We start from the raw sequence: 22,620 nt of genomic DNA, 5'->3' as shown, positions 1-22,620 counted from the left end.
ACTACTCGACCAGCGAGCCCCTTCCGCTGGTCGAGTAGCGGCATGGGCGACGAAGGAGCTCCGTGCCGCGTATCGAGACAACTCGGCAACGGATCAGCGCGGGCCAAACCCCAGCGACCGCCTGAAGTGGTCTCGATACGCCCGAACGAGCTCCTCCGTCGCCGGCCGGCCTACTCGACCAGCGGATCGCTCCGCGGGCCGGGCGCACGACGCCCCCGCGACCAGGGGGTCGCGGGGGCGTCGGTGGCGGCAGGTCAGACGCTGAGCGAGCCGAGGACCTCGTTGAGGGTGCTCGAGGGACGCATGACCTTCTCGGCCTTCTCGTCCGACGGACGGTAGTAGCCGCCGATGTCGGCGGGCGATCCCTGGACGGCGAGCAGCTCGTCGACGATCGTCTGCTCGTTGCCGCGCAGCGCACCCGCGACGTCGGCGAACGCGGACGCCAGCTCGGCGTCCTCGGTCTGCTTCGCCAGCTCCTCGGCCCAGTAGAGGGCGAGGTAGAAGTGGCTGCCGCGGTTGTCGATCGTGCCGAGCTTGCGGCCCGGCGAGCGGTTCTCGTCGAGGAAGGTGCCGGTGGCGCGGTCGAGCGTGTCGGCGAGCACCTGGGCGCGCGCGTTGCCGGCCGTGGTGGCCAGGTGCTCGAAGCTCGCCGCCAGCGCGAAGAACTCGCCGAGGCTGTCCCAGCGCAGGTAGTTCTCCTTGACGAGCTGCTGCACGTGCTTCGGCGCGGAACCGCCCGCACCGGTCTCGAACAGTCCACCGCCGTTGATCAGCGGGACGACGGAGAGCATCTTCGCGCTCGTGCCCAGCTCCAGGATCGGGAACAGGTCGGTGTTGTAGTCGCGCAGCACGTTGCCGGTGACGCTGATGGTGTCCTCGCCGCGACGGATGCGCTCCACCGAGTAGGTGGTCGCCTCGGCCGGCGCCATGATCTCGATCGTGAGGCCGTCGGTGTCGAGCTCGGGCAGGTAGGCGTTGACCTTGGCGATGAGGTTCGCGTCGTGGGCGCGGGTCTCGTCGAGCCAGAAGATCGCGGGGGCGCCGGTGGCGCGGGCCCGCGTGACGGCGAGCTCGATCCAGTTGCGGATCGGCACGTCCTTCGTCTGGCAGGCGCGCCAGATGTCGTGCGGCTCGACGTCGTGCTCGAGGAGCACGTCGCCGGAGGAGTCGACGACCTGCACCGTGCCGGCCGTCTCGATCTCGAAGGTCTTGTCGTGGCTGCCGTACTCCTCGGCCGCCTGCGCCATGAGGCCGACGTTGGGCACCGAGCCCATCGTGGTCGGGTCGTAGGCGCCGTGCGCCTTGCAGTCCTCGACGACGGCCTGGTAGACGCCGGCGTAGCTGGAGTCCGGGATGACGGCGAGGGTGTCGTGCTCCTGGCCGTCCGCGCCCCACATGTGGCCCGACGTGCGGATCATGGCGGGCATCGACGCGTCGACGATGACGTCGCTCGGCACGTGCAGGTTCGTGATGCCCTTGTCGGAGTCGACGTAGGCGAGGCGCGGTCCCTCGGCGAGGCGCTGCTCGAAGGCCGCCTTGATCTCGGCGCCGTTGTCGAGCGCGTCGAGACCGGAGAGGATGCCGCCCAGGCCGTCGTTGGCGCTGAGGCCGGCCGCAGCGAGGTCGTCGCCGTACTGCGCGAACACGTCGGCGAAGTAGGCGCGCACGACGTGGCCGAAGATGATCGGGTCGGAGACCTTCATCATGGTGGCCTTGAGGTGCACCGAGAACAGGACGTCGAGGTCCTGGGCGCGCTGGACCTGCTCGGCGAGGAAGGTGTCGAGGGCGGCGGCGCGCATGACGGTGGCGTCGACGACCTCGCCGGCGAGGACCTTCAGGCCGTCCTTGAGGACGGTGGTGCTGCCGTCGGTGGCGACGTGCTGGATGGTGAGGGTGTCGTCGGCGTCGAGGACGACGGACTTCTCGTTGGAGCGGAAGTCGTCGGCGCCCATGGTGGCGACCTCGGTCTTGGAGTCGCTGCTCCAGGCACCCATGGAGTGCGGGTTCTTGCGGGCGTAGGCCTTGACCGACGCGGGGGCGCGGCGGTCGGAGTTGCCCTCGCGGAGCACCGGGTTGACGGCGCTGCCCTTGACCTTGTCGTAGCGCGCCTTGGTGTCCTTCTCGGCGTCGCTGGTCGGGTTGTCCGGGTACGCGGGGAGGTCGAAGCCCTGCTCCTGCAGCTCCTTGACCGCGGCCTTGAGCTGCGGGATCGAGGCGCTGATGTTGGGCAGCTTGATGATGTTGGCCTCGGGCGTCTTGGCCAGCGCGCCGAGCTCGGCGAGCGCGTCGTCGACCTTCTGGTCGGCGGGGAGCACGTCGGCGAACGCGGCCAGGATGCGACCGGACAGCGAGATGTCGCGGGTCTCGACCTCGACGCCGGCCGTCGAGGCGAAGGCCTCGATGACGGGGAGGAACGAGTAGGTCGCCAGCAGCGGGGCCTCGTCGGTGTGCGTGTAGATGATCTTGGCCATCGCGGGCCACTCCTCAGGGTCGACCGAAAGTCTCTCGACCTCAAGATATCCCGTGCGAGCCGCGTCACCACATCGGCCCGGCGGGGGTGCCGTCGCGCGGTCGCGGGACTCGCGGATCCGGGAGACGGTGGGAGTGACACCGACGCCCGAGGAGTGAGCATGACGCACGAGATCCCCCAGCCCGACGACGGCACCGCCATCGCGACCGCGCCGACGCCCGAGGCGCAGAAGGGCTCGACGACGGAGACCGGCGCGCCTGCGGTCTCGGACCGCAACAGCCTGACGCTCGGCGCGGACGGCCCGATCCTCCTGCACGACCGTCACCTGCTGGAGCAGATGGCGCACTTCAACCGTGAGCGGGTCCCGGAGCGCAACGTGCACGCGAAGGGCTCGGGTGCGTTCGGCACGTTCGTGACGACGGAGGACGTGTCCGCGTACACGAAGGCGGCGCTGTTCCAGCCGGGCGTCGAGACCGAGATGCTGGCGCGGTTCTCGACCGTCGCGGGCGAGCAGGGATCCCCCGACACGTGGCGCGACCCGCGCGGCTTCGCGCTGAAGTTCTACACGACCGAGGGCAACTACAGCCTCGTCGGCAACAACACGCCCGTCTTCTTCGTGCGCGACACGATGAAGTTCCAGCACTTCATCCGCAGCCAGAAGCGGCGCGGCGCGAACGGTCTGCGCGACAACCACATGCAGTGGGACTTCTGGTCGCTGAACCCGGAGTCGGCGCACCAGGTGACGTACCTGATGGGCGACCGCGGCATCCCGCGCTCGTACCGGCACATGAACGGCTACGGCTCGCACACGTTCCTGTGGATCAACGCCGCCGGCGACAAGCACTGGGTGAAGTACCACTTCCACAGCCAGCAGGGCGTGCAGGGACTGACCGGTGAGAACGCCGACCGCATCGCGGGCCACGACGCCGACTTCCACCGGCGCGACCTGTTCGAGGCGATCGAGGCCGGCGACCACCCGTCGTGGCGCCTGTCGGTCCAGCTGATGCCGTACGAGGACGCGAAGACCTACCGGCTCAACCCGTTCGACCTCACGAAGGTGTGGCCGCACGAGGACTACCCCCTCGTCGAGGTGGGCACGATGACGCTGAACCGGAACCCGCAGAACTTCTTCGCCGAGATCGAGCAGGCGGCGTTCGAGCCGTCGGCGGTGGTGCCGGGCATCGGGTTCAGCCCCGACAAGATGCTGCTCGGTCGCGTCTTCTCCTACTCCGACACGCAGCGCTACCGGATCGGCCCGAACTACCACCAGCTGCCGGTGAACCGGCCGAAGAACGTGCAGCACCACAACACGTACACGTTCGACGGTCCGATGGCCTACGACCACAGCGGCGACCAGCCGGTGTACGCCCCGAACAGCGAGGGTCGTGGCTACAGCGACGAGGTGGGCGTGGTGGAGGACGGGTGGGAGGCCGACGGTCCGATGATCCGCCAGGCGTACACGCTGCGCCCGGACGACGACGACTTCAGCCAGGCCGGGGCCCTCGTGCGCGAGGTCTGGGACGACGCGCAGCGCGAGCGGTTCGTCGAGACGGTCGCCGGCCACCTGCTGGGCGGCGTGACCGGCGAGGTGCTGGAGCGGGCCCTGGACTACTGGCGCCACGTGGACGAGGCGACGGCGAAGCAGATCGAGGAGCTCGTGCGCGCGGGCCTGGGTGGCGACAACCCGGGCGGCGAGGACGACCAGGCGAAGGACCTCGTGGCCAACGCGCTCGTGGAGACGCGCACGCACGCCGGCTGAGCGAGGACCGACGGCCGGCAGCGGCCCGCCCGCGTGCGCGCGGGTGGGCCGCTGCGTTACGTTCGTCACAGACCCCGCCGCACCCTTCTCCCACAAGGAGCACCCCGACGTGACCCACCCCGTCAAGGTCGCCGTCACCGGCGCCGCCGGCCAGATCGGCTACAGCCTGCTCTTCCGCCTCGCCTCGGGCGACCTGCTCGGACCCGACACGCCCGTGCAGCTGCGACTGCTCGAGATCACGCCGGCGCTGAAGGCGTTGGAGGGCGTGGTGATGGAGCTGGACGACTGCGCGTTCCCCACGCTGCACTCGGTCGAGATCGGCGACGACCCGCGTGAGGTGTTCGACGGCGTGAACCTGGCCCTGCTGGTCGGGGCCCGCCCCCGGACGAAGGGGATGGAGCGCGGCGACCTTCTGGAGGCCAACGGCGCGATCTTCACGGCGCAGGGCAAGGCGCTCAACGACGTCGCGGCCGACGACGTGCGGATCGGGGTCACCGGCAACCCGGCGAACACGAACGCGCTGATCGCGCTGAGCAACGCACCCGACATCCCGGCGGAGCGGTTCAGCGCCCTCACCCGGCTCGACCACAACCGGGCCATCAGCCAGCTGGCAGCCCGGACCGGCAGCGCCGTGGCCGACATCCGCCGCATGACGATCTGGGGCAACCACTCCGCCACCCAGTACCCCGACCTGTTCCACGCCGAGATCGGCGGACGCAACGCGGCCGAGGTCGTCGACGACCAGGCGTGGATCGAGGACACGTTCATCCCCACGGTCGCCAAGCGCGGCGCCGCGATCATCGAGGCGCGCGGCGCGTCGTCCGCGGCGAGTGCCGCCTCCGCGACCATCGACGCGGCCCGCGACTGGCTGCAGGGCTCCCCCGAGGGCGACTGGGTCTCGATGGCGGTGCGCTCGGACGGCTCCTACGGGATTCCTGAGGGTCTCGTGTACTCCTACCCGGTCACCACGCACGACGGCGACTGGTCGATCGTGCAGGACCTCGAGATCGACGACTTCAGCCGGTCCCGGATGGACGCGACCGCCGCCGAGCTCGTGGAGGAGCGCGACGCGGTGACGGCGCTCGGGCTCGTCTGACCGAGCCGCCCCGCACTCGTCCTCCGGGGCGGAGCGAGCGGCCGAGCCTGGCGCCCGGCCCAGCCCTCAGCCGAGACGGGCTCGCACTCGCGCGGCACCGGTGATGGCCAGGCCGGCCCGGCGTCCGGCGTAGGCGCTGCTGACCGACGCCCGGTACTCCAGCGTCGTCGCCGTGCCGTGCCGGCCGTAGTAGCGGTTGTACCAACCCGTGAGCGTGGGACTCGTCAGGCCGGACGGCGTCCCGACGCCGACCTCGCGGATGGGCAGGCCGAGCGCGTCGGCGAGGCGTCGCTCCCACCCGCGGTCCTTGTCGGTGCGCACGACGACGCCGAACGGCTGGTGGACCGAGGCGATGTAGTCGGGTCGCTTACGACGCAGGAACGCCGCGACGGCCTTCGTCTCCCGTTCGCTCGCCGCCCGGGGGCCACCCCAGGTGCGCGTGCCCTTGCCGCTCGATCGGTAGCCGCTCGTGCCCCAGTTGCGGTTGAGGTCGACGCCGCGAGCGTTCGTGCGCGTGCCGCGGGCGTTGCCGTCGGGGTTCATGGTCGGGATGACCCAGATCTCGCTGCCCTTGGTGGGCTTCACGTTGCGCCGGACCCAGTCGGCGGTCTGCAGGCCGGCCTTCTCGTCGCCGTGCATCTGCCCGAGCACGACCAGCGTGCGCTTCTGCGTCGTGTGCGACCAGCCGCGGTAGTACCCCATGATCCTGCGACCCTGCACGGTCGTCCCGAGGACGGCGCTGCGCGTGATGAGCTTCGGGGTCGGCTTGGGCTTGGGCGTCGGCTTGGGCGTGGCGGTCGGCTTCGGCGTGGGCGACGCGGTGGGCGTCGGCGAGGCCGTCGGGCTGGGGGTGGGGCTCGCGGTCGGCGTCGGCGAGACCGTCGGTGTGGGGCTGGTCGTCGACGTCGCCTCGACCGCCGGCTCGGACGGGTCCGGCACGTCGCGCCCGAGGGCCGACGCGGCCGACGTCGCGAGTGCGGTGCCGCCGAGCGACAGGACGGTCACGAGGACCAGGGACCGGACCGGGACGCGCCCGACGACGTGCTTCATCGCCCCACGGTAGGCCCCCGCGGACCGAGACGCGCGTCGACGCACCAGACGCGCCGGGGTGGCCGAGCGGTCAGGCCGGCGGGCCCGGCGGGACGACGAGCGCCAGGACCGCCAGACTCACGCCGAGCAGCGTCAGCCAGACGATGTCGAAGGTGCGCCCGCGCACGCGCAGCATGCCGACGTGGTCCTGCGGCACCACCGCGCGGGCGAGACCACCGAGCCCGAAGGTCACGCCGACGACCAGCAGGCCGGCGCGCCAGTGCCCGACACCCACGAGCGCGAGCCCCACCCCGACCCCGACGAGCAGGCAGAGGTAGATCTGCGACCCTCGGCTGCGCGGGAGCACCGGGCTCACGAGACGTCCGCGACGCGCTTCTCGGCCTCGTCGACCACGTTGCTGAGCAGCATCGCGCGCGTCATCGGACCGACCCCGCCGGGGTTCGGGGCGACCCAGCCGGCGACGTCGTGGACGCCGGGGTGGAGGTCGCCGACGATCTTGCCGGCATCGTCGCGGCTCACGCCGACGTCGAGCAGCGCTGCACCGGGCTTGACCATGTCGGGCGTGATGATGCCGGGGACGCCAGCGGCCGCGATGACGATGTCGGCCCGGCGAACCTCGGCCGCGAGGTCACGTGTGCCGGTGTGGCAGAGGGTGACCGTCGCGTTCTCGCTGCGCCGGGTGAGCAGCAGCCCCATGGGCCGACCCACGGTGATGCCTCGTCCGACGACCACGACGTGCGCGCCCGCGATCTCGACGTCGTGGCGGCGCAGCAGCTCGACGATGCCGCGCGGGGTGCACGGGAGAGGCGCCGGCTCGCCGAGGACGAGCCAGCCGAGGTTGGTCGGGTGCAGCCCGTCGGCGTCCTTCGCGGGGTCGATGCGTCCGATCACGGCGTTCTCGTCGATGCCGCGGGGCAGCGGGAGCTGGACGATGTAGAGGGTGCAGGCCGGGTCGGCGTTGAGCTGGTCGACGGCCGCCTCGACCTCGGCCTGCGAGGCCGTGGCCGGGAGGTCGACCCGGATCGACTCGATGCCGATCTCCGCGCAGTCGCGGTGCTTCGCGTCGACGTACCAGCGGCTGCCCGGGTCGTCGCCGACGAGGATGGTGCCGAGGCCGGGGACCAGCCCACGCTCCCGCAGGGCCGCGACGCGACCGGTGAGCTCCGTCTTGATGGCCGCGGCCACCGCCTTGCCGTCCAGGATCTGCGCCGTCACGTCGCCGAGTCTGTCACGCGGCGGGCCCACGTCGACAGGAGGCCCGGCGCCCGTGGGCCCCCTACACTCGGCCACGGGGAGGCCCGACGACGGACGACGTCGCGGCGATCGGACTCGCGTCGCGGGACGCGACGTGGAGAGGTGGACATGACGACGCGTGCGCAGCTGACGCAGGAGCGCAGTCGACTGCGGAGGGAGGAGCTGCTGACCGCGGCCATCTCGCTCTTCGCCGAGGGAGGCGCCCGGGCGGTGACGCACCGTGCCGTGGCTCGTCGGGCGGGGCTGCCGCCGGCCACGACCACCTACTACTTCGCCTCCATCGAGGAGCTCCTGCGCGACGCCCTCCGCGAGCACATCGCGCGCTGGCGCAGCACGCTGGCCGCGCTCGCGGGCCTCGAGACGCCGCCCGAGAACGTCGACCTCGACTCCGTCGCGCCCACGTTCGAGGCCGTGTTCGCGGCGCGCGGACCGGAGGCCGTCGCGGTCGAGCTGTCGATCTACCTGGCCTCCACGCACGACCCCGCCCTGCGCGAGGAGGCCGGCGAGGCACTGAGCGACCTGGAGGGCCTGATCGCCCTCTGGCTGTCGATCCTCGGTCTCACCGACACCTCGAGGGTGGCGCCGACCGTGCTCACCCTGATCGTCGGCACGGCGATGCGACGCCAGGCGCGGCTCTACACGGAGGCCGAGGAGGCGGCGCAGCTGGACTGGGCGATCCGCGGTCTCGTCGCGGCCGAGCTGGCCGGGCCCGACGGGGTTGCCCAGATCATCAGCGAGAAGTTGAACCCTTGACTACGCTGGGCGGGTTCACCAGGGGGACCCCGCACGCGAAAGACAGAGAATCATGCCTGAGGCAGTACCCGGAGGCCGCGCACGTCTGAGCCAGGAGCGGAGCCGAGTGCGCCGCGACCAGCTCGTCGCCGCCGCCGCACAGCTCTTCGAGGAGGGCGGCACCAAGGCCGTCACCCACCGTTCCGTCAGCGAGGCCGCGCAGGTGCCGCTCGCGACGGTGTCGTACTACTTCGCCTCGATCGACCAGCTGGTCGACGTCATGTTCGGCGAGGCACTCACCCACTGGACCGACGAGTGGGCCGCACTCGTGCCCGAGGCCGGGACGAGCCTCTCGCCCGAGGAGGCCGCGGACCGCTTCACCGCGCCGATGCGCACGCTGTCCCCCGACCGCCCGTCGCACTACCTGAACGTCTACCTGGCCTCGCTCGCCCGACCCCATCTGCGGGAGGCGGTGCACGCCATGCGCGACGCGTGCTTCGGCAGCCAGGTCGCGATCGTCGCCGCCACGGGCGCGCCCGACCCCGTCGAGGTGACCCGCGGCGCCAGCCTGCTCTACTCCGGGGCACTCGTGGCCGCCGCCGACCGCGAGATCGGTCTCGACGGCGTCCTCGCGCTGCTGCACGGCCACGTGGTCGAGCTGGTGCGACGCGCGCTGCCGCAGCAGGACTGAGCCGCTCACCCGGTCGTCCCGCGGCTGTGTCGAGACGGCGTCTCGGGCCACGGCGGGGCTGCCCCGCCGTGGCCCGGAAACGTCAGCGCGCCTGCTTGACCCACCGGCTCCAGTCGTCCTGCGGTGCGTAGCCGCACGCGCGCCACAGGCCACGGCCCTCCTCGTTGTCGTCGAGGACCATGGCGCAGACGCGCTCGGCCCCGAGACGGCGCAGGCGCTCCTCCGCGAGCTCGACCATGCGACGACCCAGGCCCTGGCCACGGCACGCCGGGTCGACGGCGAGGCGGTAGAGGTTGGCGCGCCAGCCGTCCCAACCGCCGATGATCGTGGCGACGACCCGGCCGTCCAGCTCGGCGAGCAGGACGGCCTCGGAGTCGTGCTCGATGAGGGCGTGCACGAGGTCGGGGCGGTCGTCCGGCCGCGAGGCGTTCTCACCTGCGCGCGACCAGAGCTCGAGGAGGTCGTCCACGTCGGCCGCGGTGGCGTTCCGCACGCTCACGTCGTCCATGGCCCGACCCTGCCACAGCCGTCCGCAGCGTCCAGGCCCGAGCCCGGGCGCCACGCCCCGCGTCTCGACGCACGAGGGCCCCGCGACCGACTGGTCACGGGGCCCTCGTGCAGAGGCTCAGTGGAAGAAGTGCCGGGTGCCCGTGACGTACATCGTGACGCCCGCCGCCTGGGCCGCCGCGATGGTCTCGTCGTCGCGCATCGACCCGCCGGGCTGGACGATCGCCCGCACCCCGGCGTCGATGAGGATCTGCGGGCCGTCGGCGAACGGGAAGAAGGCGTCGGACGCGGCCACGGAGCCACGGGCGCGGTCCTCCCCGGCCCGCTCCACGGCCAGGCGGCAGGAGTCGACCCGGTTGACCTGACCCATGCCGATGCCCACGGAGGCACCGTCGTGGGCCAGCAGGATGGCGTTCGACTTGACCGCGCGCACGGCGGTCCAGGCGAAGGCGAGGTCGGCGAGCGTGGCCTCGTCGGCCGGCTCCCCCGCCACGAGCGTCCAGCCGGACACGTCGTCGCCCGGCGCGTCGACCAGGTCGCGCTGCTGGGCGAGCGCGCCGCCGGAGATCTCGCGCACCTCGTGCGTGGCGCGGTCGGCACCTTCGGCGCGCAGGATGCGGATGTTCTTCTTGCCCTGCAGCACCTCGACGGCCCCCGGCTCGTAGTCGGGCGCGACGACGACCTCGGTGAAGACCTCGGCGACCTGCTCGGCCATCGCGACCGAGACGGGCCGGTTGGTGGCGATCACGCCGCCGAACGCCGAGACCGGGTCGCAGGCGTGCGCGCGGGCGTGGGCCTCGGCCACGTCGGCGCCGACGGCGATCCCGCACGGGTTGGCATGCTTGATGATCGCGACCGCGGGCGCGTCGTGGTCGTAGGCGGCGCGCCGCGCGGCGTCGGTGTCGACGTAGTTGTTGTAGCTCATCTCCTTGCCGTGCAGCTGCTCGGCGGCGGCCAGGCCGCCGGTGCCGTCGCTGTACAGCGCCGCACCCTGGTGCGGGTTCTCCCCGTAGCGCAGGACCGCCTGGCGCTGCAGCGCCGTGCCCGCGAAGGCGGGCCAGTCGCCGTCGGCCGACCCCTCGCCCGCTCCCCCGGCGGCGAACCACTCGGCGACGGCCACGTCGTAGGCAGCGGTGTGCGCGAACGCCTGGGCGGCGAGCCGGCGACGCTGCTCCAGCGTGAAGCCGCCGGCGGCCAGCGCGGCCTCGACGTCGCCGTACGCGTCGGGCGACGTCACGATGGCCACGCTCGGGTGGTTCTTGGCCGCGGCCCGCACCATCGACGGACCGCCGATGTCGATCTGCTCGACGCACTCGTCGGGCGTCGCACCCGAGGCGACCGTCTCGCGGAACGGGTAGAGGTTGACGACGACCAGGTCGAACGGCTCGACGCCGAGCTCGGCGAGCTGCGCCACGTGGGCCTCGAGCCGCGTGTCGGCGAGGATGCCGGCGTGCACCCGCGGGTGGAGCGTCTTCACGCGTCCGTCGAGGCACTCGGGGAAGCCGGTCACCTCCTCGACGGGCGTCACCGGCACGCCTGCGGCCTCGATCGTGCGGGCCGTCGAGCCCGTGGAGACGAGGGACACGCCGGCCGCGTGCAGCGCACGGGCGAGGTCCTCCAGTCCGGTCTTGTCGTACACCGAGACGAGGGCGCGCTGGATCGGTCGAGTGCTCATGCGGGGTCTCCGAGCGTGAGGGTGCGGTCGGTCAGGGTGAAGCCGCGCCGGGCCAGCTCGCCGACGGAGTCGACGAGCATGCGGCGCTCGCTGGTCTTGATGCGTTCGTGGAGGGAGGCGACGTCGTCGTCGGGCAGCACCGGCACCGCCACCTGCGCGACGATCGGGCCGGTGTCGACACCCGCGTCGACGACGAACAGGGTCGCGCCGGTGATCTTGACGCCGTACTCCAGGGCGTCGCGCGGGCCGTGCATGCCGGGGAACGACGGCGACAGCGCGGGGTGGGTGTTCAGCGTCCGGCCACCGAAGCGTCCGAGGAAGTGCGGACCGGCCAGCTTCATGAACCCGGCGAGGACGACCAGGTCGGGCTCGTGCGCCGCCACCTGAGCGGTCAGGGCGGCGTCCCAGGCCTCGCGGTCCGGGTGGTCCGCGAGCTTCTCGACGAACGTCGGGATCGCGGCCCGTTCCGCCCGCGCGAGGCCCTCGATGCCGTCACGGTCGGCACCGACGGCGACGACCTCGGCGCCGTAGGCCGGGTCAGCCGTCGCGTCGATCAGCGCCTGGAGGTTGGTGCCGGAGCCGGAGACGAGGACGACGAGTCGGGCGCGCGTCGGCGTCGGGCTCGGGGCGGAGGGCACGGGCGTCACGATAGTGCGCCGCGAGCGCGCCGAGCGCACCGCCCACGGCCATCACGGGCACGGCGACCAGCAGCGGTGTCAGGGCGGGCGGCCCTGCATCGGCCAGTCGTCCGGGACCGACGGCACCGCCGGACGCGCCGACCAGCACGCCGACCACGACGCCACCCGCCGCACCTGCGGCGAGACCGAGCAGGCTGCGGCCCAGCACCGGCCGGTCGGACAGTCCGAACGGCGCCTCGGCACCGGCGCGCACGGTCCAGCCCGCGACGAGACCGGCGAGCACCGGGACGAGTCCCAGCACCACGACCCAGTCGCCGAAGGTGCCGGGAGACGGCAGCGCGGCCAGGACCGGCAGCCCCGGGACGGGGCCGAGCTGGGCACCCGCGAGGTCGACGGACGTCTGCGTCCCCAGCACGAACCCGGGCCCGAGCAGCACCGAGGCGGTCCAGGCGACCATCGTCGGCACCGCGAGCAGGCAGATCGCGGCCAGGGCGGGGGTGCCCGAGGCGCCCGGGTCGAGCAGGGCCCACAGCTGTCCGGCGCGCTCGACGTGGCGCACGAGCAGCGTCACCACGACGACGCCCGCCGCGGCGAGCAGCACGGCCGCGCCGCGCGCGCCGGCGAAGACCGCGCCGCGCACCTCCGGACGTCGCCAGGGCGCGGGCCAGAGGTCGCCGGCCCGTCCGTGGTGCATCGTGGCGCCCAGCGCCGCCGACACCCCCGTCACGACGAAGACCGCGGCCGCGGCGCGTGCCGGGTTGACGACGATCTCCGGCGTGCTCGAGACGCTCGCGAGCACTGCGGCCACCACGCCGCTCGTCCCCGCGACGGTGGCCGCGAAGGCACCCGGCGACTCGACGGGTGCCGGGGTCATCGCCCGCGCGACCCGCGCCGTGAGAGCACCGCAGAACAGCACGCCGCCGAGCGGCACGAGGCCCAGGGTCGTGCCCTGCAGCTCGATGCCCGCACCCTGCAGCACGAGCCACGACCGGGCGCCGGTGCGCAGCGCCGACACCAGCCCGACCCCCGCCAGGAGGGCCACGCCGGACCCGACGACGAGCGCGACGAGCGCCGAGACCCCGGCGGTGAGGACACCCGGACGCAGGGGTGGGGTCGTGACGGTCGAGTTCACCCGACCATCCTCCCGGTAAGGTCATGACGTTCCGACCAGCCACGCCGACATCCCCGAGGAGGCAGCTCGATGACCCGCGCCGACGAGTTCACGAGCTTCTACGAGGCCACCTCCGCCACCTGCCTGCGTGCCGTGTACGCCATGTCCGGCGACCGTCAGGTGGCCCAGGAGGCCACGGTCGACGCCTACCGACGGGCCTGGCGGAACTGGACGAAGATCCGTCAGCGCGACCCGCTCGCCTACGTGCGGACGGAGGCGTGGAAGCTCACCGCCGTCAGCCGCGGCACCCACCCGTTGCGCCGTCGCCACGAGGAGGACGCCGACACCGCGCTGCTCGACGCGCTGCACGACCTCCCCGTCGACGACCGCCGGCTGATCGTGCTGCTGACCCTCGGCGACACCGACCTCGACCAGGCCTCGCGCGAGGTGGGCGTCGGGGCCGAGGAGGGCATCGAGGTCGTCACGACCGCGCTCGACGGCCTCGAGCGACGGCTCGGTCTCTCGCTGGAGGAGCTCGAGACCCGCCTGAAGGCGCTCGGGTCGGTCACCCGGCCTCGTCGCGACCGACGGCGACGCGCTCGCGACCCAGGCCGGGCTGCCGTACCGCGAGAAGCTCGGCGCCGAGCGGCCCGACCTCGTCCTCGAGGCCCGGGAGATCACCGCCGACAACCTCCTGACGACCCGTCAGGTGGCCGGCATCGACGTGACCCGACGCTGGGCCTCCGAGGGCACCGACGAGGACCCCACCAACACCACGCCCTACGCGACCTGCCCGCCGCAGCGCTACGCCGACCCCGACCCGCTGCGCGTCTTCGTCCGCACCTTCACGGCCAGCGGTGGCGACGACGACCGCGTCGCGGAGTCGATCGAGGTCTCGCGCAACGACGCGGCCGCGGCGAGGGCGTACGAGACGACGCTCGGCTGGTACGCCGGCTGCAGCCACCCGCGTGTCCAGCTCGTCGGGTCGTTCGTGGTCAAGCGCCCGTTCGGCGACTTCCAAATCCTGCGACTGCGCTCGCACCGGTCGCCGCAGAAGGTCTTCACCGTCGGGCTGGCGCACTCCGGCCGCGTCACGAGCACCCTCGTGCACGAGCGCACCGGCGACGCGGGCCCCGACATCGACGCGTTCGCGACGACCCTCAACGCCTCGATCCAGCGCGTCTGCCGCGACAGCGGCGGCCGGTGCAGCGACGACATCGAGGTCGTCGACGCCCTGCCTCCGAAGACGTCGGGCGCGCCCGGGTTCCTCGACACGGTCGACCTCCCACCGGTCGCCGACATCGACAAGGTCTGGTCGGGCACCAAGCCGCTGCAGACCCGCAACAACCCGGCGGCCACCCAGTGCGGCGACGCCAGCTTCCGGCGCAAGGGGCTGGACAGCACCGCGTCGCGCGTGTTCGTCATCCCCGACGCCGTGGGCGTCCCTGCCGAGTTCGGCGTGACCGAGACGGTCGGCACCTACGACGAGGACGGCCAGGCCCGCAGCCTCGCCGACGACATCGCGCAGGACATCGACGACTGCCCCGACGAGAACCTCTCGGCCAAGGTCGGCCAGCGCAGCACGATCAAGGGCGACGGGTTCTCGGGCCGCTCCTGGCGGATCAGCGTCGAGGTCTCCGACGGCAAGCGCCAGGTGATCCGCACGGGCGTCGTGCGCCGCGGCAAGGCGGTCGCGCAGGTGACGATGACGCCGGTCGGCGACTACGACGTCGACCAGCGGGCCTGGGAATCGCTCGTGCGCCGCGCCGGCGAGCGCCTCGCCTACGCCGAGGACCGCTGACCCGTCTCCTCCCCCGCAGGTGCGGCTTCGTGATCGCGATCTGACCCTGCTGCGTCGTCGTCTGCCTCTGCCTCCGGCTCCGGCTCTAGCTCTGGCCGGACGGTGCCCCGCAACGTGCACGGGCCCCGACCTCACGAGGAGGTCGGGGCCCGGGCGGGGCGGACGCGGACGTCAGCCGTTGAGGATCTCGCGCATCAGGGCGGCGGTCTCGGACGGCGTCTTGCCGACCTTGACGCCGGCGGCCTCGAGGGCCTCCTTCTTGCCCTGGGCCGTGCCCGCACCGTCGGAGACGATGGCGCCGGCGTGGCCCATGGTCTTGCCCTCCGGCGCGGTGAAGCCGGCCACGTAGCCGACGACCGGCTTGGTGACGTTCGCCTGGATGTAGGCGGCCGCCTTCTCCTCCGCGTCGCCACCGATCTCGCCGATCATGACGATCGCCTTCGTCTCGGGGTCGTTCTCGAAGGCCTCGAGCGCGTCGATGTGCGTGGTGCCGATGATCGGGTCGCCGCCGATGCCGATGGCGGTCGAGAAGCCGAAGTCGCGCAGCTCGAACATCATCTGGTAGGTCAGCGTGCCCGACTTCGACACCAGGCCGATCGGGCCCTTGCCGGCGATGTTGGCGGGCGTGATGCCGGCCAGCGCCTCGCCCGGCGTGATGATGCCGGGGCAGTTCGGGCCGATGATGCGCGTCTTCTTGCCCTGGGCGTAGGCCCAGAACTCGGCGGAGTCCTGGACCGGCACGCCCTCGGTGATGATGACGAGCAGACCGATCTCGGCGTCGATGGCCTCGATGACGGCGTCCTTGGTGAACGCCGGCGGGACGAACGCGACGGAGACGTCGGCGCCCGTCTTCTCGATGGCCTCGGCGACCGAGCCGAAGACGGGCAGCTCCACCTCGGCGCCGGAGGCGTCGGTGTGGGTGACGGTCGTACCGGCCTTGCGGGCGTTGACGCCGCCCACGACGTTCGTGCCGGCCGCCAGCATGCGGGCGGTGTGCTTGGAGCCCTCGCCGCCGGTGATGCCCTGGACGATGACCTTGGAGTCCTTGGTCAGGAAGATCGACATGTCAGCCCCTTCAGCCGTTCGCCAGCTCGGCGGCCTTGTCGGCCGCTCCGTCCATCGTGTCCACCTGGGTGACGAGCGGGTGGTCCAGCTCGTTCAGGATGGCGCGACCCTCGTCGACGTTGTTGCCGTCGAGACGGACCACGAGCGGCTTGGTGGCGTTGTCGCCCAGCAGCTCGAGCGCGCCCTTGATGCCGTTCGCCACGGCGTCGCACGACGTGATGCCGCCGAAGACGTTGACGAACACGCTCTTGACCTGCGGGTCGCCGAGGATGACGTCGAGACCGTCGGCCATGACCTGCGCCGAGGCGCCGCCGCCGATGTCGAGGAAGTTGGCCGGCTTGACCGAGCCGTGCTTCTCGCCGGCGTAGGCGACGACGTCGAGGGTGCTCATGACCAGGCCCGCGCCGTTGCCGATGATGCCGACCTCGCCGTCGAGCTTGACGTAGTTGAGGCCCTTCTCCTTGGCCTTCGCCTCGAGCGGGTCCGCCTCCTCGTGGATGACGAACTCCTCGTGCTCGGCGTGGCGCACCTCCGAGGCGTTGTCGTCGAGCGACACCTTGCCGTCGAGAGCCTCGAGCTTGTCGCCCTCGAGACGGGCGAGCGGGTTGACCTCGACGAGGGTGGCGTCCTCCTCGACGAAGACCTTCCAGAGCGACTGGACCATGGCGACGGCCTGGTCGGCGAGCTCGGCCGGGAACTTGGCCTCCTCGACGATCGCGCGGGCCTTGGCCTCGTCGACACCGGCACCGGCGTCGATCGGGATCTGGCGGACGGCCTCGGGGTTGGTCTTGGCGACCTCCTCGATCTCCACACCACCCTCGACGCTCGCGATGCACAGGTAGCTGCGGTTCGAGCGGTCCAGCAGGAAGGAGAAGTAGTACTCCTCGACCGGGGGCGTGGCCGGCGTGACGAGCACGCGGTTGACCGTCAGGCCCTTGATCTCCATGCCGAGGATGTTCGACGCGTGCTCGTAGGCCTCGTCGGCGGTCTTGGCGATCTTGACGCCGCCGGCCTTGCCGCGGCCGCCGGCCTTGACCTGCGCCTTGATCACGGTGACGCCGCCGAGCTCCTCGGCGGCAGCCTTGGCCTCGTCGGCGGTCGTGACGACCTTGCCGAGCGTCGTCGCGACGCCGTGCTTGGCGAAGAGCTCCTTCGCCTGGTATTCCATCAGATCCACGGTGATGACCGTCCTTGGTTCGTCCAGGGTCCTCTGAGGTAGGTCAGAGCCTCTCGGGACTCTAGCCTCTGTGGGAGGGGAACGGGCGGCGGGGTGCGTCACACCTGGCAGGGGTGACGGCGGCCACGCGCCTGTCCTGCCAATCAGTGCGGCGGCAGCACCTCGAGCGCGACGTCGTCGATCCCGAGGTCGGCGAGCGCGGCCCTGAGTGCCTGCGCGGCCGTGTCGCCGGCGACCACGACCACCCGTCCGGCGTCCTCGGCGCGCACCACCCAGGCGGTCGCGACGGGCTCGCTGCCGCCGAGGTAGACGACCTCGTCGCCGTCCGCGCTCGCCGCTCGGGCGTGGCGCAGCGCGAGCTCCTCGGAGGCACCGCTCAGGTCGGCAACCACGACTCGTGGGATCGGCATCCCGAGATCGTCCCGCACGGCGGTGTTCCTCCTCACAACCACCCCCGCGACACGCCCGGAACGACGGGGAGGGCGTCGTCGGTCTCCAGGTTCCTCCTTGACCATGACCTCCTGTCCTCTAGACTCGACAGGTCCCGCCCCGTGCATCGCTGGAGGTCTCTGCGTGTCATCACCTGCGCCCAAACGTCGACTCGACGTCAGGCAGCAGACGCCGCGCGACTCCGTCGGCGGCCGTCGGGCGGCTGTCCGTCCCCGCCGTCGCAAGACCAGCCTGCGTCTCACGCCGGCTGCCGCGGGTGCCGTCGCCCTCGTGATGGCCGGGATCGGCGCAGCAGCGCTGTCCCCGCGTGCCGACCAGGGCTCGCTCGACTCCGGCTACCAGACGATCTCGGCGAGCTACACCGGCTCCCAGGGCGTCGACGTGACGCCCGAGATCGACGAGGCGACGCTGGCCCGCCAGACCGAGCAGCAGGCCTCGCAGAAGCTGAAGGTCGACGGCGAGCTGCGCGACAAGGCGCAGAACGTCGCCGATGAGTACAAGTCGAACCAGTGGGTGCTGCCGGTCACCGGCTACGCGCTGACCGCGCGGTTCGGCCAGTCCAGCTCGCTGTGGGCCCGTGTGCACACCGGCCTCGACTTCGCGGGCCCGTCGGGCTCGACGATCGTCTCGGTCGCGGCCGGTACGGTGACCGACACGAGCTACGCGGGCGCCTACGGCAACCGCACCGTCGTCACCCTCGACGACGGCACCGAGATCTGGTACTGCCACCAGAGCCGCATCGTCGCCACCCCCGGTGAGCGCGTGCGCGCCGGTCAGACGATCGGCTACACCGGCTCGACCGGCAACGTGACCGGCCCCCACCTCCACCTCGAGGGGCGCCCCGGTGGCGGCGAGCCGATCGACCCCGAGATCGCGCTGCGCGAGCACGGCGTCACGCCGTAGCCCCACCCCGACCTGACGACGCCCCCGGCCAGCGGCCGGGGGCGTCGTGCGTCGTGGCGGCTACAGCTTCTCGACCGGGGCGTAGCGCAGCAGCAGGCGCTTGACGCCCTGCGAGCCGAAGTCGACGCTGGCGACCGCGTTGTCGCCCTGGCCGTCGAGCGCGACGACGGTGCCGAGGCCGAAGCTGTCGTGCGTGACCCGGTCGCCCGGGGTCAGCGACGGCACCGCGCGCTTGCGCTGCGAGCGTGCCGCGGCCGCCTTGGCCGTGAACGCCTGACCGCGACCGCCGCCGCTGGAGGAGCCACCACCGCCGATGGAGGGTGCGCGGGTCCACGCCGTCGGCGACTGTCCCTCCCGGCGCCAGTCGAGCAGGTGGGCGGGGATCTCGTCGAGGAACCGCGACGCCGGGTTGTACGACGGCGCACCCCAGGCCGCACGGCTCATCGCCCGGGTGACGTAGAGCCGTTCGCGGGCGCGGGTGATGCCGACGTAGGCGAGGCGTCGCTCCTCCTGCAGCTCGGTCGCGTCGCCGAGCGCGCGCAGGTGGGGGAACACGCCGTCCTCGAGCCCGGTGAGGAAGACGACGGGGAACTCCAGCCCCTTGGCGGTGTGCAGCGTCATCAGCGTGACCATGCCGTCGCCCTCGTCGGGGATCGAGTCGGCGTCGGCGACGAGCGCGACCTGCTCGAGGAACGCCTCGAGGGAGCCGCTCGTCAGGTCGGCCTCCTCGCGGCCGCTCTCCTCGTCGGAGACGGTGGACGCGTTGACGACGTACTCGCGCGCGACGGCGACGAGCTCGGCGAGGTTCTCCACGCGGGTCTCGTCCTGCGGGTCCTTGCTGTCCTCTAGCGCGGAGAGGTAGCCGCTGCGGGTGAGGGCGGCCTCGAGCACGACGTCGGCGGGCTCGCCCGAGAGCGCGAGCTCGCGGAGCTCGGCCATCGTGGCGGCGAAGGCCTGCACGGCCTTGAGGGAGCGGGGGGCGAGGTCGCCGGTCTCCTCGGCGCACTGGAGGGCGTCCCAGAAGGAGATCTGCTCGCGTGCGGCGAACCGCTCGACGGCGGCCTGCGCGCCGTCGCCGATGCCACGCTTCGGCTCGTTGACGATGCGCCGCAGCGACACGGCGTCGCGCGGGTTGACCAGCGCCCGGACGTAGGCGAGGGCGTCCTTGATCTCCTTGCGCTCGTAGAAGCGCACGCCGCCGACCACCCGGTAGGGCAGCCCCACGCGGATGAAGACCTCCTCGAACACCCGGGACTGGGCGTTGGTGCGGTAGAAGATGGCGACGTCGGACGGCTTCGCGTCGCCGGCGTCGGTGAGCCGGTCGACCTCGTCGGCGATGAACTGCGCCTCGTCGCGCTCGTCGTCGCCGACGTAGCCAACGACCCGCTCGCCGTCGCCGGCCGCCGACCACAGCTTCTTGTCCTTGCGGCCCTCGTTGCGGCTGATGACCGCGTTGGCGGCGTTGAGGATGGTCTGCGTCGAGCGGTAGTTCTGCTCCAGCAGGACGGTGGACGCGGCGGGGTAGTCCTGCTCGAACTCCAGGATGTTGCGGATGTTCGCGCCGCGGAAGGCGTAGATGGACTGGTCGGAGTCGCCGACGACCATGAGGTCGAGGTCGGGGTCGGTCTCGGGGTCGCAGAGCTCCCGCACGAGCGCGTACTGGGCGTGGTTGGTGTCCTGGTACTCGTCGACGAGCACGTGCCGGAACCGACGCCGGTACGTCTCGCGCACGTCGGGGAAGGCCTGGAACAGGTGGACGGTCTGCATGATGAGGTCGTCGAAGTCCATGGCGTTGGCCGCCCGGAGTCGCTGCTGGTAGAGCCGGTAGGCCTCGGCGTAGAGCTCCTCGGTGCCGTTGGTGGCGCGACCGCCGGCCGACTCGTGGTCGACGAGCTCGTTCTTGAGGTTCGAGACCCAGTGCAGCACGGCGCGCGGGTTGACCTGCTTGGGGTCCAACCCCATGTCCTTGCAGACCAGGGTCATGAGAGGTCGGGAGTCGGCGGCGTCGTAGATGCTGAACGTCGAGGTGTAGCCGAACCGGTTGGCCTCGCGCCTCAGGATGCGCACGCACGAGGAGTGGAACGTGCTCACCCACATGGCACGCGACGGGCCACCGACGAGCTCGGCGACACGCTCGCGCATCTCGGCGGCCGCCTTGTTGGTGAAGGTGATCGCCAGGATCGAGCCCGGGTGGGCGCCGCGGGCGGAGATCAGCCAGGCGATGCGCCGCGTGAGCACCCGCGTCTTGCCCGACCCGGCTCCCGCGACCACCAGCACCGGCCCCGGCTCGTGGGAGACCGCGGCCCGTTGGGCGTCGTTCAGCCCCTCCAGGAGCGTGTCGGAGCGGGCGGCGCGGCGGGTGCGGGCCGCTGCCACCGGGCTCGGGTCGGAGTCGTCCGAGGACGACGAGGGGCGGGCACCGGCGGGCACGGGAAAGGGCGACGTCATGACCGGTCCAGCCTAGTCGGCGGGCCCGACAGCGCCGCGCGCGGCGACGACGTCCTGCTGTGCGTCTACCGACAGGCGGGCTGGGGTGCGGCTACCCGCAGGTTCTCCGCCGTCGGGTTGATCTCGATCCGGAAGTCGAGCCCGTCCTCCGCGGCCGATCGTGCCAGTCGGTCCACGGCTGCGTCCCCCGTGTCGCCGAGGACCTCGGGGTCGATCTCGACGTGGTCCAGGCGGCCGCTGTAGATCGCGACCCGCGCTTCGACCGGCTCGTCGGCCCGCTCGCCCTCGAGCTCGATCGGTCGGACCGCGCCGAGCACGAGTGCCACAGCCACGCGAGCCGGCACCTGCACGGTGACGACCTGGCCGTCGTCGTTGCTGAGCTCGGTGGCCTTGGACGCCTCGAACAGGTCGGCGAGCGGCCACCCGGGGTCGACCTCGTCCGAGCCGGGACGTGCCGCGAACGTGCCCGCCGCGTCGGTCCGGCTCCAGCAGCCACTGACTCTCCCGCCCTCGGAGAGCACCGTGGTCCACACGGCGTCGTCCACGACCCGCACCTGCGTGGGACCGTCGGCCTCTGTCGTGAACGTCGCAGCGGCCACGCCCAGCGACCGGTCCCAGAGGACCGCCGTGACCACCCCTTCGTTGGCCTTGGGCTCCCCGTCGAGCACCCGCACCGCGAACGCGCCCTGAGCAGGACCGCGGCGAGCGCGACGGCGGGACGGGCGAGCAACGCGGTCCTGGTCATGGCGTGAGCGTAGGGGCCGCGGCGCGGCGGCGGGCCGAAACTGTCACAACCAGTTGCACGTCACCCGCATGCCCGTGCCACGGGAAGCCGTCGGGGACCTCGTCGGGGCGATGTCGGGTGCGGGTGCGCGTGGCAGGATGCCGACGTGATCGCGCTCGAGATCGACCCCGACGCCACCGAACCGCCGTTCGAGCAGGTGCGGCGGCAGGTGGCCGCAGCCGCCGCCGACGGCTCGCTGCCGCCGGGGCACCGGCTGCCGACCGTGCGCGCGCTCGCCGCCGACCTGGGTCTGGCCGTCAACACCGTCGCCCGGGCCTACCGCGAGCTGGAGGCCGACGGGGTCGTGGAGACGCAAGGTCGGCGCGGCACGTTCGTGACGGCACCGGTCGCCCCCGACGGCGCCACCCGCGCGGCGGTCGAGCAGGTGGTCGCGGACGCACGGCGCGCCGGCCTCTCGCGCGACCAGGTGGTCCGCCTGGTCGAGGAGGTGTGGGGCGCGTGAGCGACCTGGCCGACGTGACCATCAGGCTCGCCCGCGAACGGGACCTCGACGAGCTGACCGACCTCTGGGAGCGCGCGGCTCGGACGAGCCACGGCTTCATGGCCGACCACGACTTCACCGACGCCCACCCCTACCTGCGCGACGCGCTGCTGCCGTCGATGGACGTCTGGGTCGCCGAGCGCGCCGGCCGCCCCCTCGGCCTCGCCGGGTGCCGGGGCACCCACCTGGAGCTGCTGTACGTCGAGCCCGAGGTGCACGGCACGGGCATCGGCACCCTCCTGCTCGACCACGTCGCCCCCACCAGCGTCGAGGTGTACGCCGGCAACGCGCACGGCCTCGGCTTCTACACGTCACACGGCTTCCGCACCCTGCGCACCCACACCACCGACGCCTTCGGCCGCCCCTTCCCCGTCGTGCACCTGGTGCGCGAGCTGTCCTGAGCCTGCGTGACCTTGCTGGTGCGGTGGCTGCGGGGGTCGTGACCTTGCTGGTGCGCTGCCGCAGGGGGTCTGGGCTCGGTGGTGCGCCGCCGCAGGAGGTCTGTGC

General features: G+C 72.3%; 21 protein-coding genes. 8 read left to right on the top strand and 13 right to left on the bottom strand.

Annotated features, from left to right (window positions below; translation table 11 throughout):
- Positions 1-254 precede the first annotated feature (254 nt).
- A complete protein-coding gene (locus tag A6Q81_RS07860) occupies positions 255-2,471 on the bottom strand; it encodes an NADP-dependent isocitrate dehydrogenase (protein ID WP_286690092.1) in 2,217 nt (738 codons plus the stop codon).
- A 159-nt stretch (positions 2,472-2,630) separates the two neighbouring features.
- Between A6Q81_RS07860 and A6Q81_RS07855 the strand changes: the two genes are divergently transcribed.
- Positions 2,631-4,229 (top strand): catalase, encoded by a 1,599-nt coding sequence (locus A6Q81_RS07855; protein WP_286690091.1) that lies wholly within the window; start codon positions 2,631-2,633, stop codon positions 4,227-4,229.
- Between the two features lie 109 nt (positions 4,230-4,338).
- Positions 4,339-5,325 carry a malate dehydrogenase gene (locus A6Q81_RS07850; RefSeq protein ID WP_067854905.1) on the top strand — a complete coding sequence of 329 codons (987 nt, stop codon included), beginning with the start codon at positions 4,339-4,341 and terminating at the stop codon, positions 5,323-5,325.
- 66 nt (positions 5,326-5,391) lie between these two features.
- On the opposite strand, the gene A6Q81_RS07845 is transcribed toward A6Q81_RS07850, so the two are convergent.
- The 3 genes from A6Q81_RS07845 to A6Q81_RS07835 all read right to left on the bottom strand — a co-directional run bounded on the left by A6Q81_RS07845 (position 5,392) and on the right by A6Q81_RS07835 (position 7,590).
- Positions 5,392-6,375 (bottom strand): M14 family zinc carboxypeptidase, encoded by a 984-nt coding sequence (locus A6Q81_RS07845; RefSeq protein ID WP_067854900.1) that lies wholly within the window; start codon positions 6,373-6,375, stop codon positions 5,392-5,394.
- Between the two features lie 70 nt (positions 6,376-6,445).
- On the bottom strand, positions 6,446-6,730 hold the full coding sequence (locus A6Q81_RS07840; RefSeq protein ID WP_067854897.1) for a DUF3017 domain-containing protein: 285 nt from the start codon (positions 6,728-6,730) through the stop codon (positions 6,446-6,448).
- Positions 6,727-7,590 (bottom strand): bifunctional methylenetetrahydrofolate dehydrogenase/methenyltetrahydrofolate cyclohydrolase, encoded by an 864-nt coding sequence (locus tag A6Q81_RS07835; protein ID WP_067854895.1) that lies wholly within the window; start codon positions 7,588-7,590, stop codon positions 6,727-6,729. The genes A6Q81_RS07840 and A6Q81_RS07835 overlap by 4 nt, the downstream gene beginning before the upstream one ends.
- Before the next feature lie 147 nt (positions 7,591-7,737).
- Here A6Q81_RS07835 and A6Q81_RS07830 point away from each other — a divergent pair, with 147 nt between their 5' ends.
- Both A6Q81_RS07830 and A6Q81_RS07825 read left to right on the top strand, forming a co-directional pair.
- On the top strand, positions 7,738-8,382 hold the full coding sequence (locus A6Q81_RS07830) for a TetR/AcrR family transcriptional regulator (protein WP_144433655.1): 645 nt from the start codon (positions 7,738-7,740) through the stop codon (positions 8,380-8,382).
- Positions 8,383-8,434: 52 nt separating this feature from the next.
- Positions 8,435-9,052 carry a TetR/AcrR family transcriptional regulator gene (locus A6Q81_RS07825; RefSeq protein ID WP_083516238.1) on the top strand — a complete coding sequence of 206 codons (618 nt, stop codon included), beginning with the start codon at positions 8,435-8,437 and terminating at the stop codon, positions 9,050-9,052.
- Positions 9,053-9,134: 82 nt separating this feature from the next.
- On the opposite strand, the gene A6Q81_RS07820 is transcribed toward A6Q81_RS07825, so the two are convergent.
- From A6Q81_RS07820 to A6Q81_RS07805, 4 genes are all read right to left on the bottom strand, one after another.
- A complete protein-coding gene (locus A6Q81_RS07820) occupies positions 9,135-9,560 on the bottom strand; it encodes a GNAT family N-acetyltransferase (RefSeq protein ID WP_286690090.1) in 426 nt (141 codons plus the stop codon).
- Positions 9,561-9,677: 117 nt separating this feature from the next.
- Positions 9,678-11,234: a bifunctional phosphoribosylaminoimidazolecarboxamide formyltransferase/IMP cyclohydrolase gene (gene purH, locus A6Q81_RS07815; protein WP_286690089.1), complete on the bottom strand. Its 1,557-nt coding sequence runs from the start codon at positions 11,232-11,234 to the stop codon at positions 9,678-9,680.
- On the bottom strand, positions 11,231-11,881 hold the full coding sequence (purN, locus tag A6Q81_RS07810; RefSeq protein ID WP_502692807.1) for a phosphoribosylglycinamide formyltransferase: 651 nt from the start codon (positions 11,879-11,881) through the stop codon (positions 11,231-11,233). The genes purH and purN overlap by 4 nt, the downstream gene beginning before the upstream one ends.
- Positions 11,772-13,004 carry a cell division protein PerM gene (locus tag A6Q81_RS07805; protein ID WP_286690087.1) on the bottom strand — a complete coding sequence of 411 codons (1,233 nt, stop codon included), beginning with the start codon at positions 13,002-13,004 and terminating at the stop codon, positions 11,772-11,774. Before A6Q81_RS07805 ends, purN begins: the two co-directional genes overlap by 110 nt.
- 688 nt (positions 13,005-13,692) lie before the next feature.
- On the opposite strand from A6Q81_RS07805, the gene A6Q81_RS07800 reads away from it, so the two are divergent.
- Complete coding sequence (locus tag A6Q81_RS07800; protein ID WP_286690086.1) at positions 13,693-14,784, top strand: hypothetical protein; 1,092 nt, start codon at positions 13,693-13,695, stop codon at positions 14,782-14,784.
- Between the two features lie 171 nt (positions 14,785-14,955).
- Here A6Q81_RS07800 and sucD read toward each other — a convergent pair whose 3' ends face one another.
- From sucD to A6Q81_RS07785, 3 genes are all read right to left on the bottom strand, one after another.
- On the bottom strand, positions 14,956-15,849 hold the full coding sequence (sucD, locus tag A6Q81_RS07795) for a succinate--CoA ligase subunit alpha (protein ID WP_067854870.1): 894 nt from the start codon (positions 15,847-15,849) through the stop codon (positions 14,956-14,958).
- 10 nt (positions 15,850-15,859) lie between these two features.
- On the bottom strand, positions 15,860-17,026 hold the full coding sequence (gene sucC / locus A6Q81_RS07790) for an ADP-forming succinate--CoA ligase subunit beta (protein WP_067854868.1): 1,167 nt from the start codon (positions 17,024-17,026) through the stop codon (positions 15,860-15,862).
- 143 nt (positions 17,027-17,169) lie between these two features.
- Positions 17,170-17,436: a hypothetical protein gene (locus A6Q81_RS07785; protein ID WP_067854865.1), complete on the bottom strand. Its 267-nt coding sequence runs from the start codon at positions 17,434-17,436 to the stop codon at positions 17,170-17,172.
- A 163-nt stretch (positions 17,437-17,599) separates the two neighbouring features.
- Here A6Q81_RS07785 and A6Q81_RS07780 point away from each other — a divergent pair, with 163 nt between their 5' ends.
- A complete protein-coding gene (locus tag A6Q81_RS07780) occupies positions 17,600-18,379 on the top strand; it encodes a M23 family metallopeptidase (RefSeq protein WP_286690085.1) in 780 nt (259 codons plus the stop codon).
- 60 nt (positions 18,380-18,439) lie between these two features.
- On the opposite strand, the gene pcrA is transcribed toward A6Q81_RS07780, so the two are convergent.
- Both pcrA and A6Q81_RS07770 read right to left on the bottom strand, forming a co-directional pair.
- Positions 18,440-20,827, bottom strand: coding sequence for a DNA helicase PcrA (gene pcrA / locus A6Q81_RS07775; RefSeq protein ID WP_286690084.1), 2,388 nt, complete (start codon positions 20,825-20,827; stop codon positions 18,440-18,442).
- Between the two features lie 65 nt (positions 20,828-20,892).
- Complete coding sequence (locus A6Q81_RS07770; RefSeq protein ID WP_286690083.1) at positions 20,893-21,501, bottom strand: hypothetical protein; 609 nt, start codon at positions 21,499-21,501, stop codon at positions 20,893-20,895.
- A 216-nt stretch (positions 21,502-21,717) separates the two neighbouring features.
- Between A6Q81_RS07770 and A6Q81_RS07765 the strand changes: the two genes are divergently transcribed.
- Complete coding sequence (locus A6Q81_RS07765; RefSeq protein ID WP_286690082.1) at positions 21,718-22,074, top strand: GntR family transcriptional regulator; 357 nt, start codon at positions 21,718-21,720, stop codon at positions 22,072-22,074.
- Complete coding sequence (locus A6Q81_RS07760; RefSeq protein WP_144433653.1) at positions 22,071-22,514, top strand: GNAT family N-acetyltransferase; 444 nt, start codon at positions 22,071-22,073, stop codon at positions 22,512-22,514. The genes A6Q81_RS07765 and A6Q81_RS07760 overlap by 4 nt, the downstream gene beginning before the upstream one ends.
- Positions 22,515-22,620: the final 106 nt, after the last annotated feature.

The organism is Aeromicrobium sp. REDSEA-S38_B2 (assembly GCF_001628525.1).
GTDB lineage: Bacteria > Actinomycetota > Actinomycetes > Propionibacteriales > Nocardioidaceae > Aeromicrobium > Aeromicrobium erythreum.
The sequence above is the reverse complement of the archived record's forward strand: the minus strand, read 5'-3'. Positions and strand labels throughout refer to the sequence as shown.

Bases quoted from the DNA above. Each gene is read 5' to 3' on its own strand.
- A6Q81_RS07860 (WP_286690092.1), bottom strand. From the start codon at position 2,471: ATGGCCAAGATCATCTACACGCACACCGACGAGGCCCCGCTGCTGGCG.
- A6Q81_RS07855 (WP_286690091.1), top strand. From the start codon at position 2,631: ATGACGCACGAGATCCCCCAGCCCGACGACGGCACCGCCATCGCGACC.
- A6Q81_RS07845 (WP_067854900.1), bottom strand. From the start codon at position 6,375: ATGAAGCACGTCGTCGGGCGCGTCCCGGTCCGGTCCCTGGTCCTCGTG.
- A6Q81_RS07830 (WP_144433655.1), top strand. From the start codon at position 7,738: ATGACGACGCGTGCGCAGCTGACGCAGGAGCGCAGTCGACTGCGGAGG.
- A6Q81_RS07825 (WP_083516238.1), top strand. From the start codon at position 8,435: ATGCCTGAGGCAGTACCCGGAGGCCGCGCACGTCTGAGCCAGGAGCGG.
- A6Q81_RS07820 (WP_286690090.1), bottom strand. From the start codon at position 9,560: ATGGACGACGTGAGCGTGCGGAACGCCACCGCGGCCGACGTGGACGAC.
- purH (WP_286690089.1), bottom strand. From the start codon at position 11,234: ATGAGCACTCGACCGATCCAGCGCGCCCTCGTCTCGGTGTACGACAAG.
- sucD (WP_067854870.1), bottom strand. From the start codon at position 15,849: ATGTCGATCTTCCTGACCAAGGACTCCAAGGTCATCGTCCAGGGCATC.
- A6Q81_RS07785 (WP_067854865.1), bottom strand. From the start codon at position 17,436: ATGCCGATCCCACGAGTCGTGGTTGCCGACCTGAGCGGTGCCTCCGAG.
- pcrA (WP_286690084.1), bottom strand. From the start codon at position 20,827: ATGACGTCGCCCTTTCCCGTGCCCGCCGGTGCCCGCCCCTCGTCGTCC.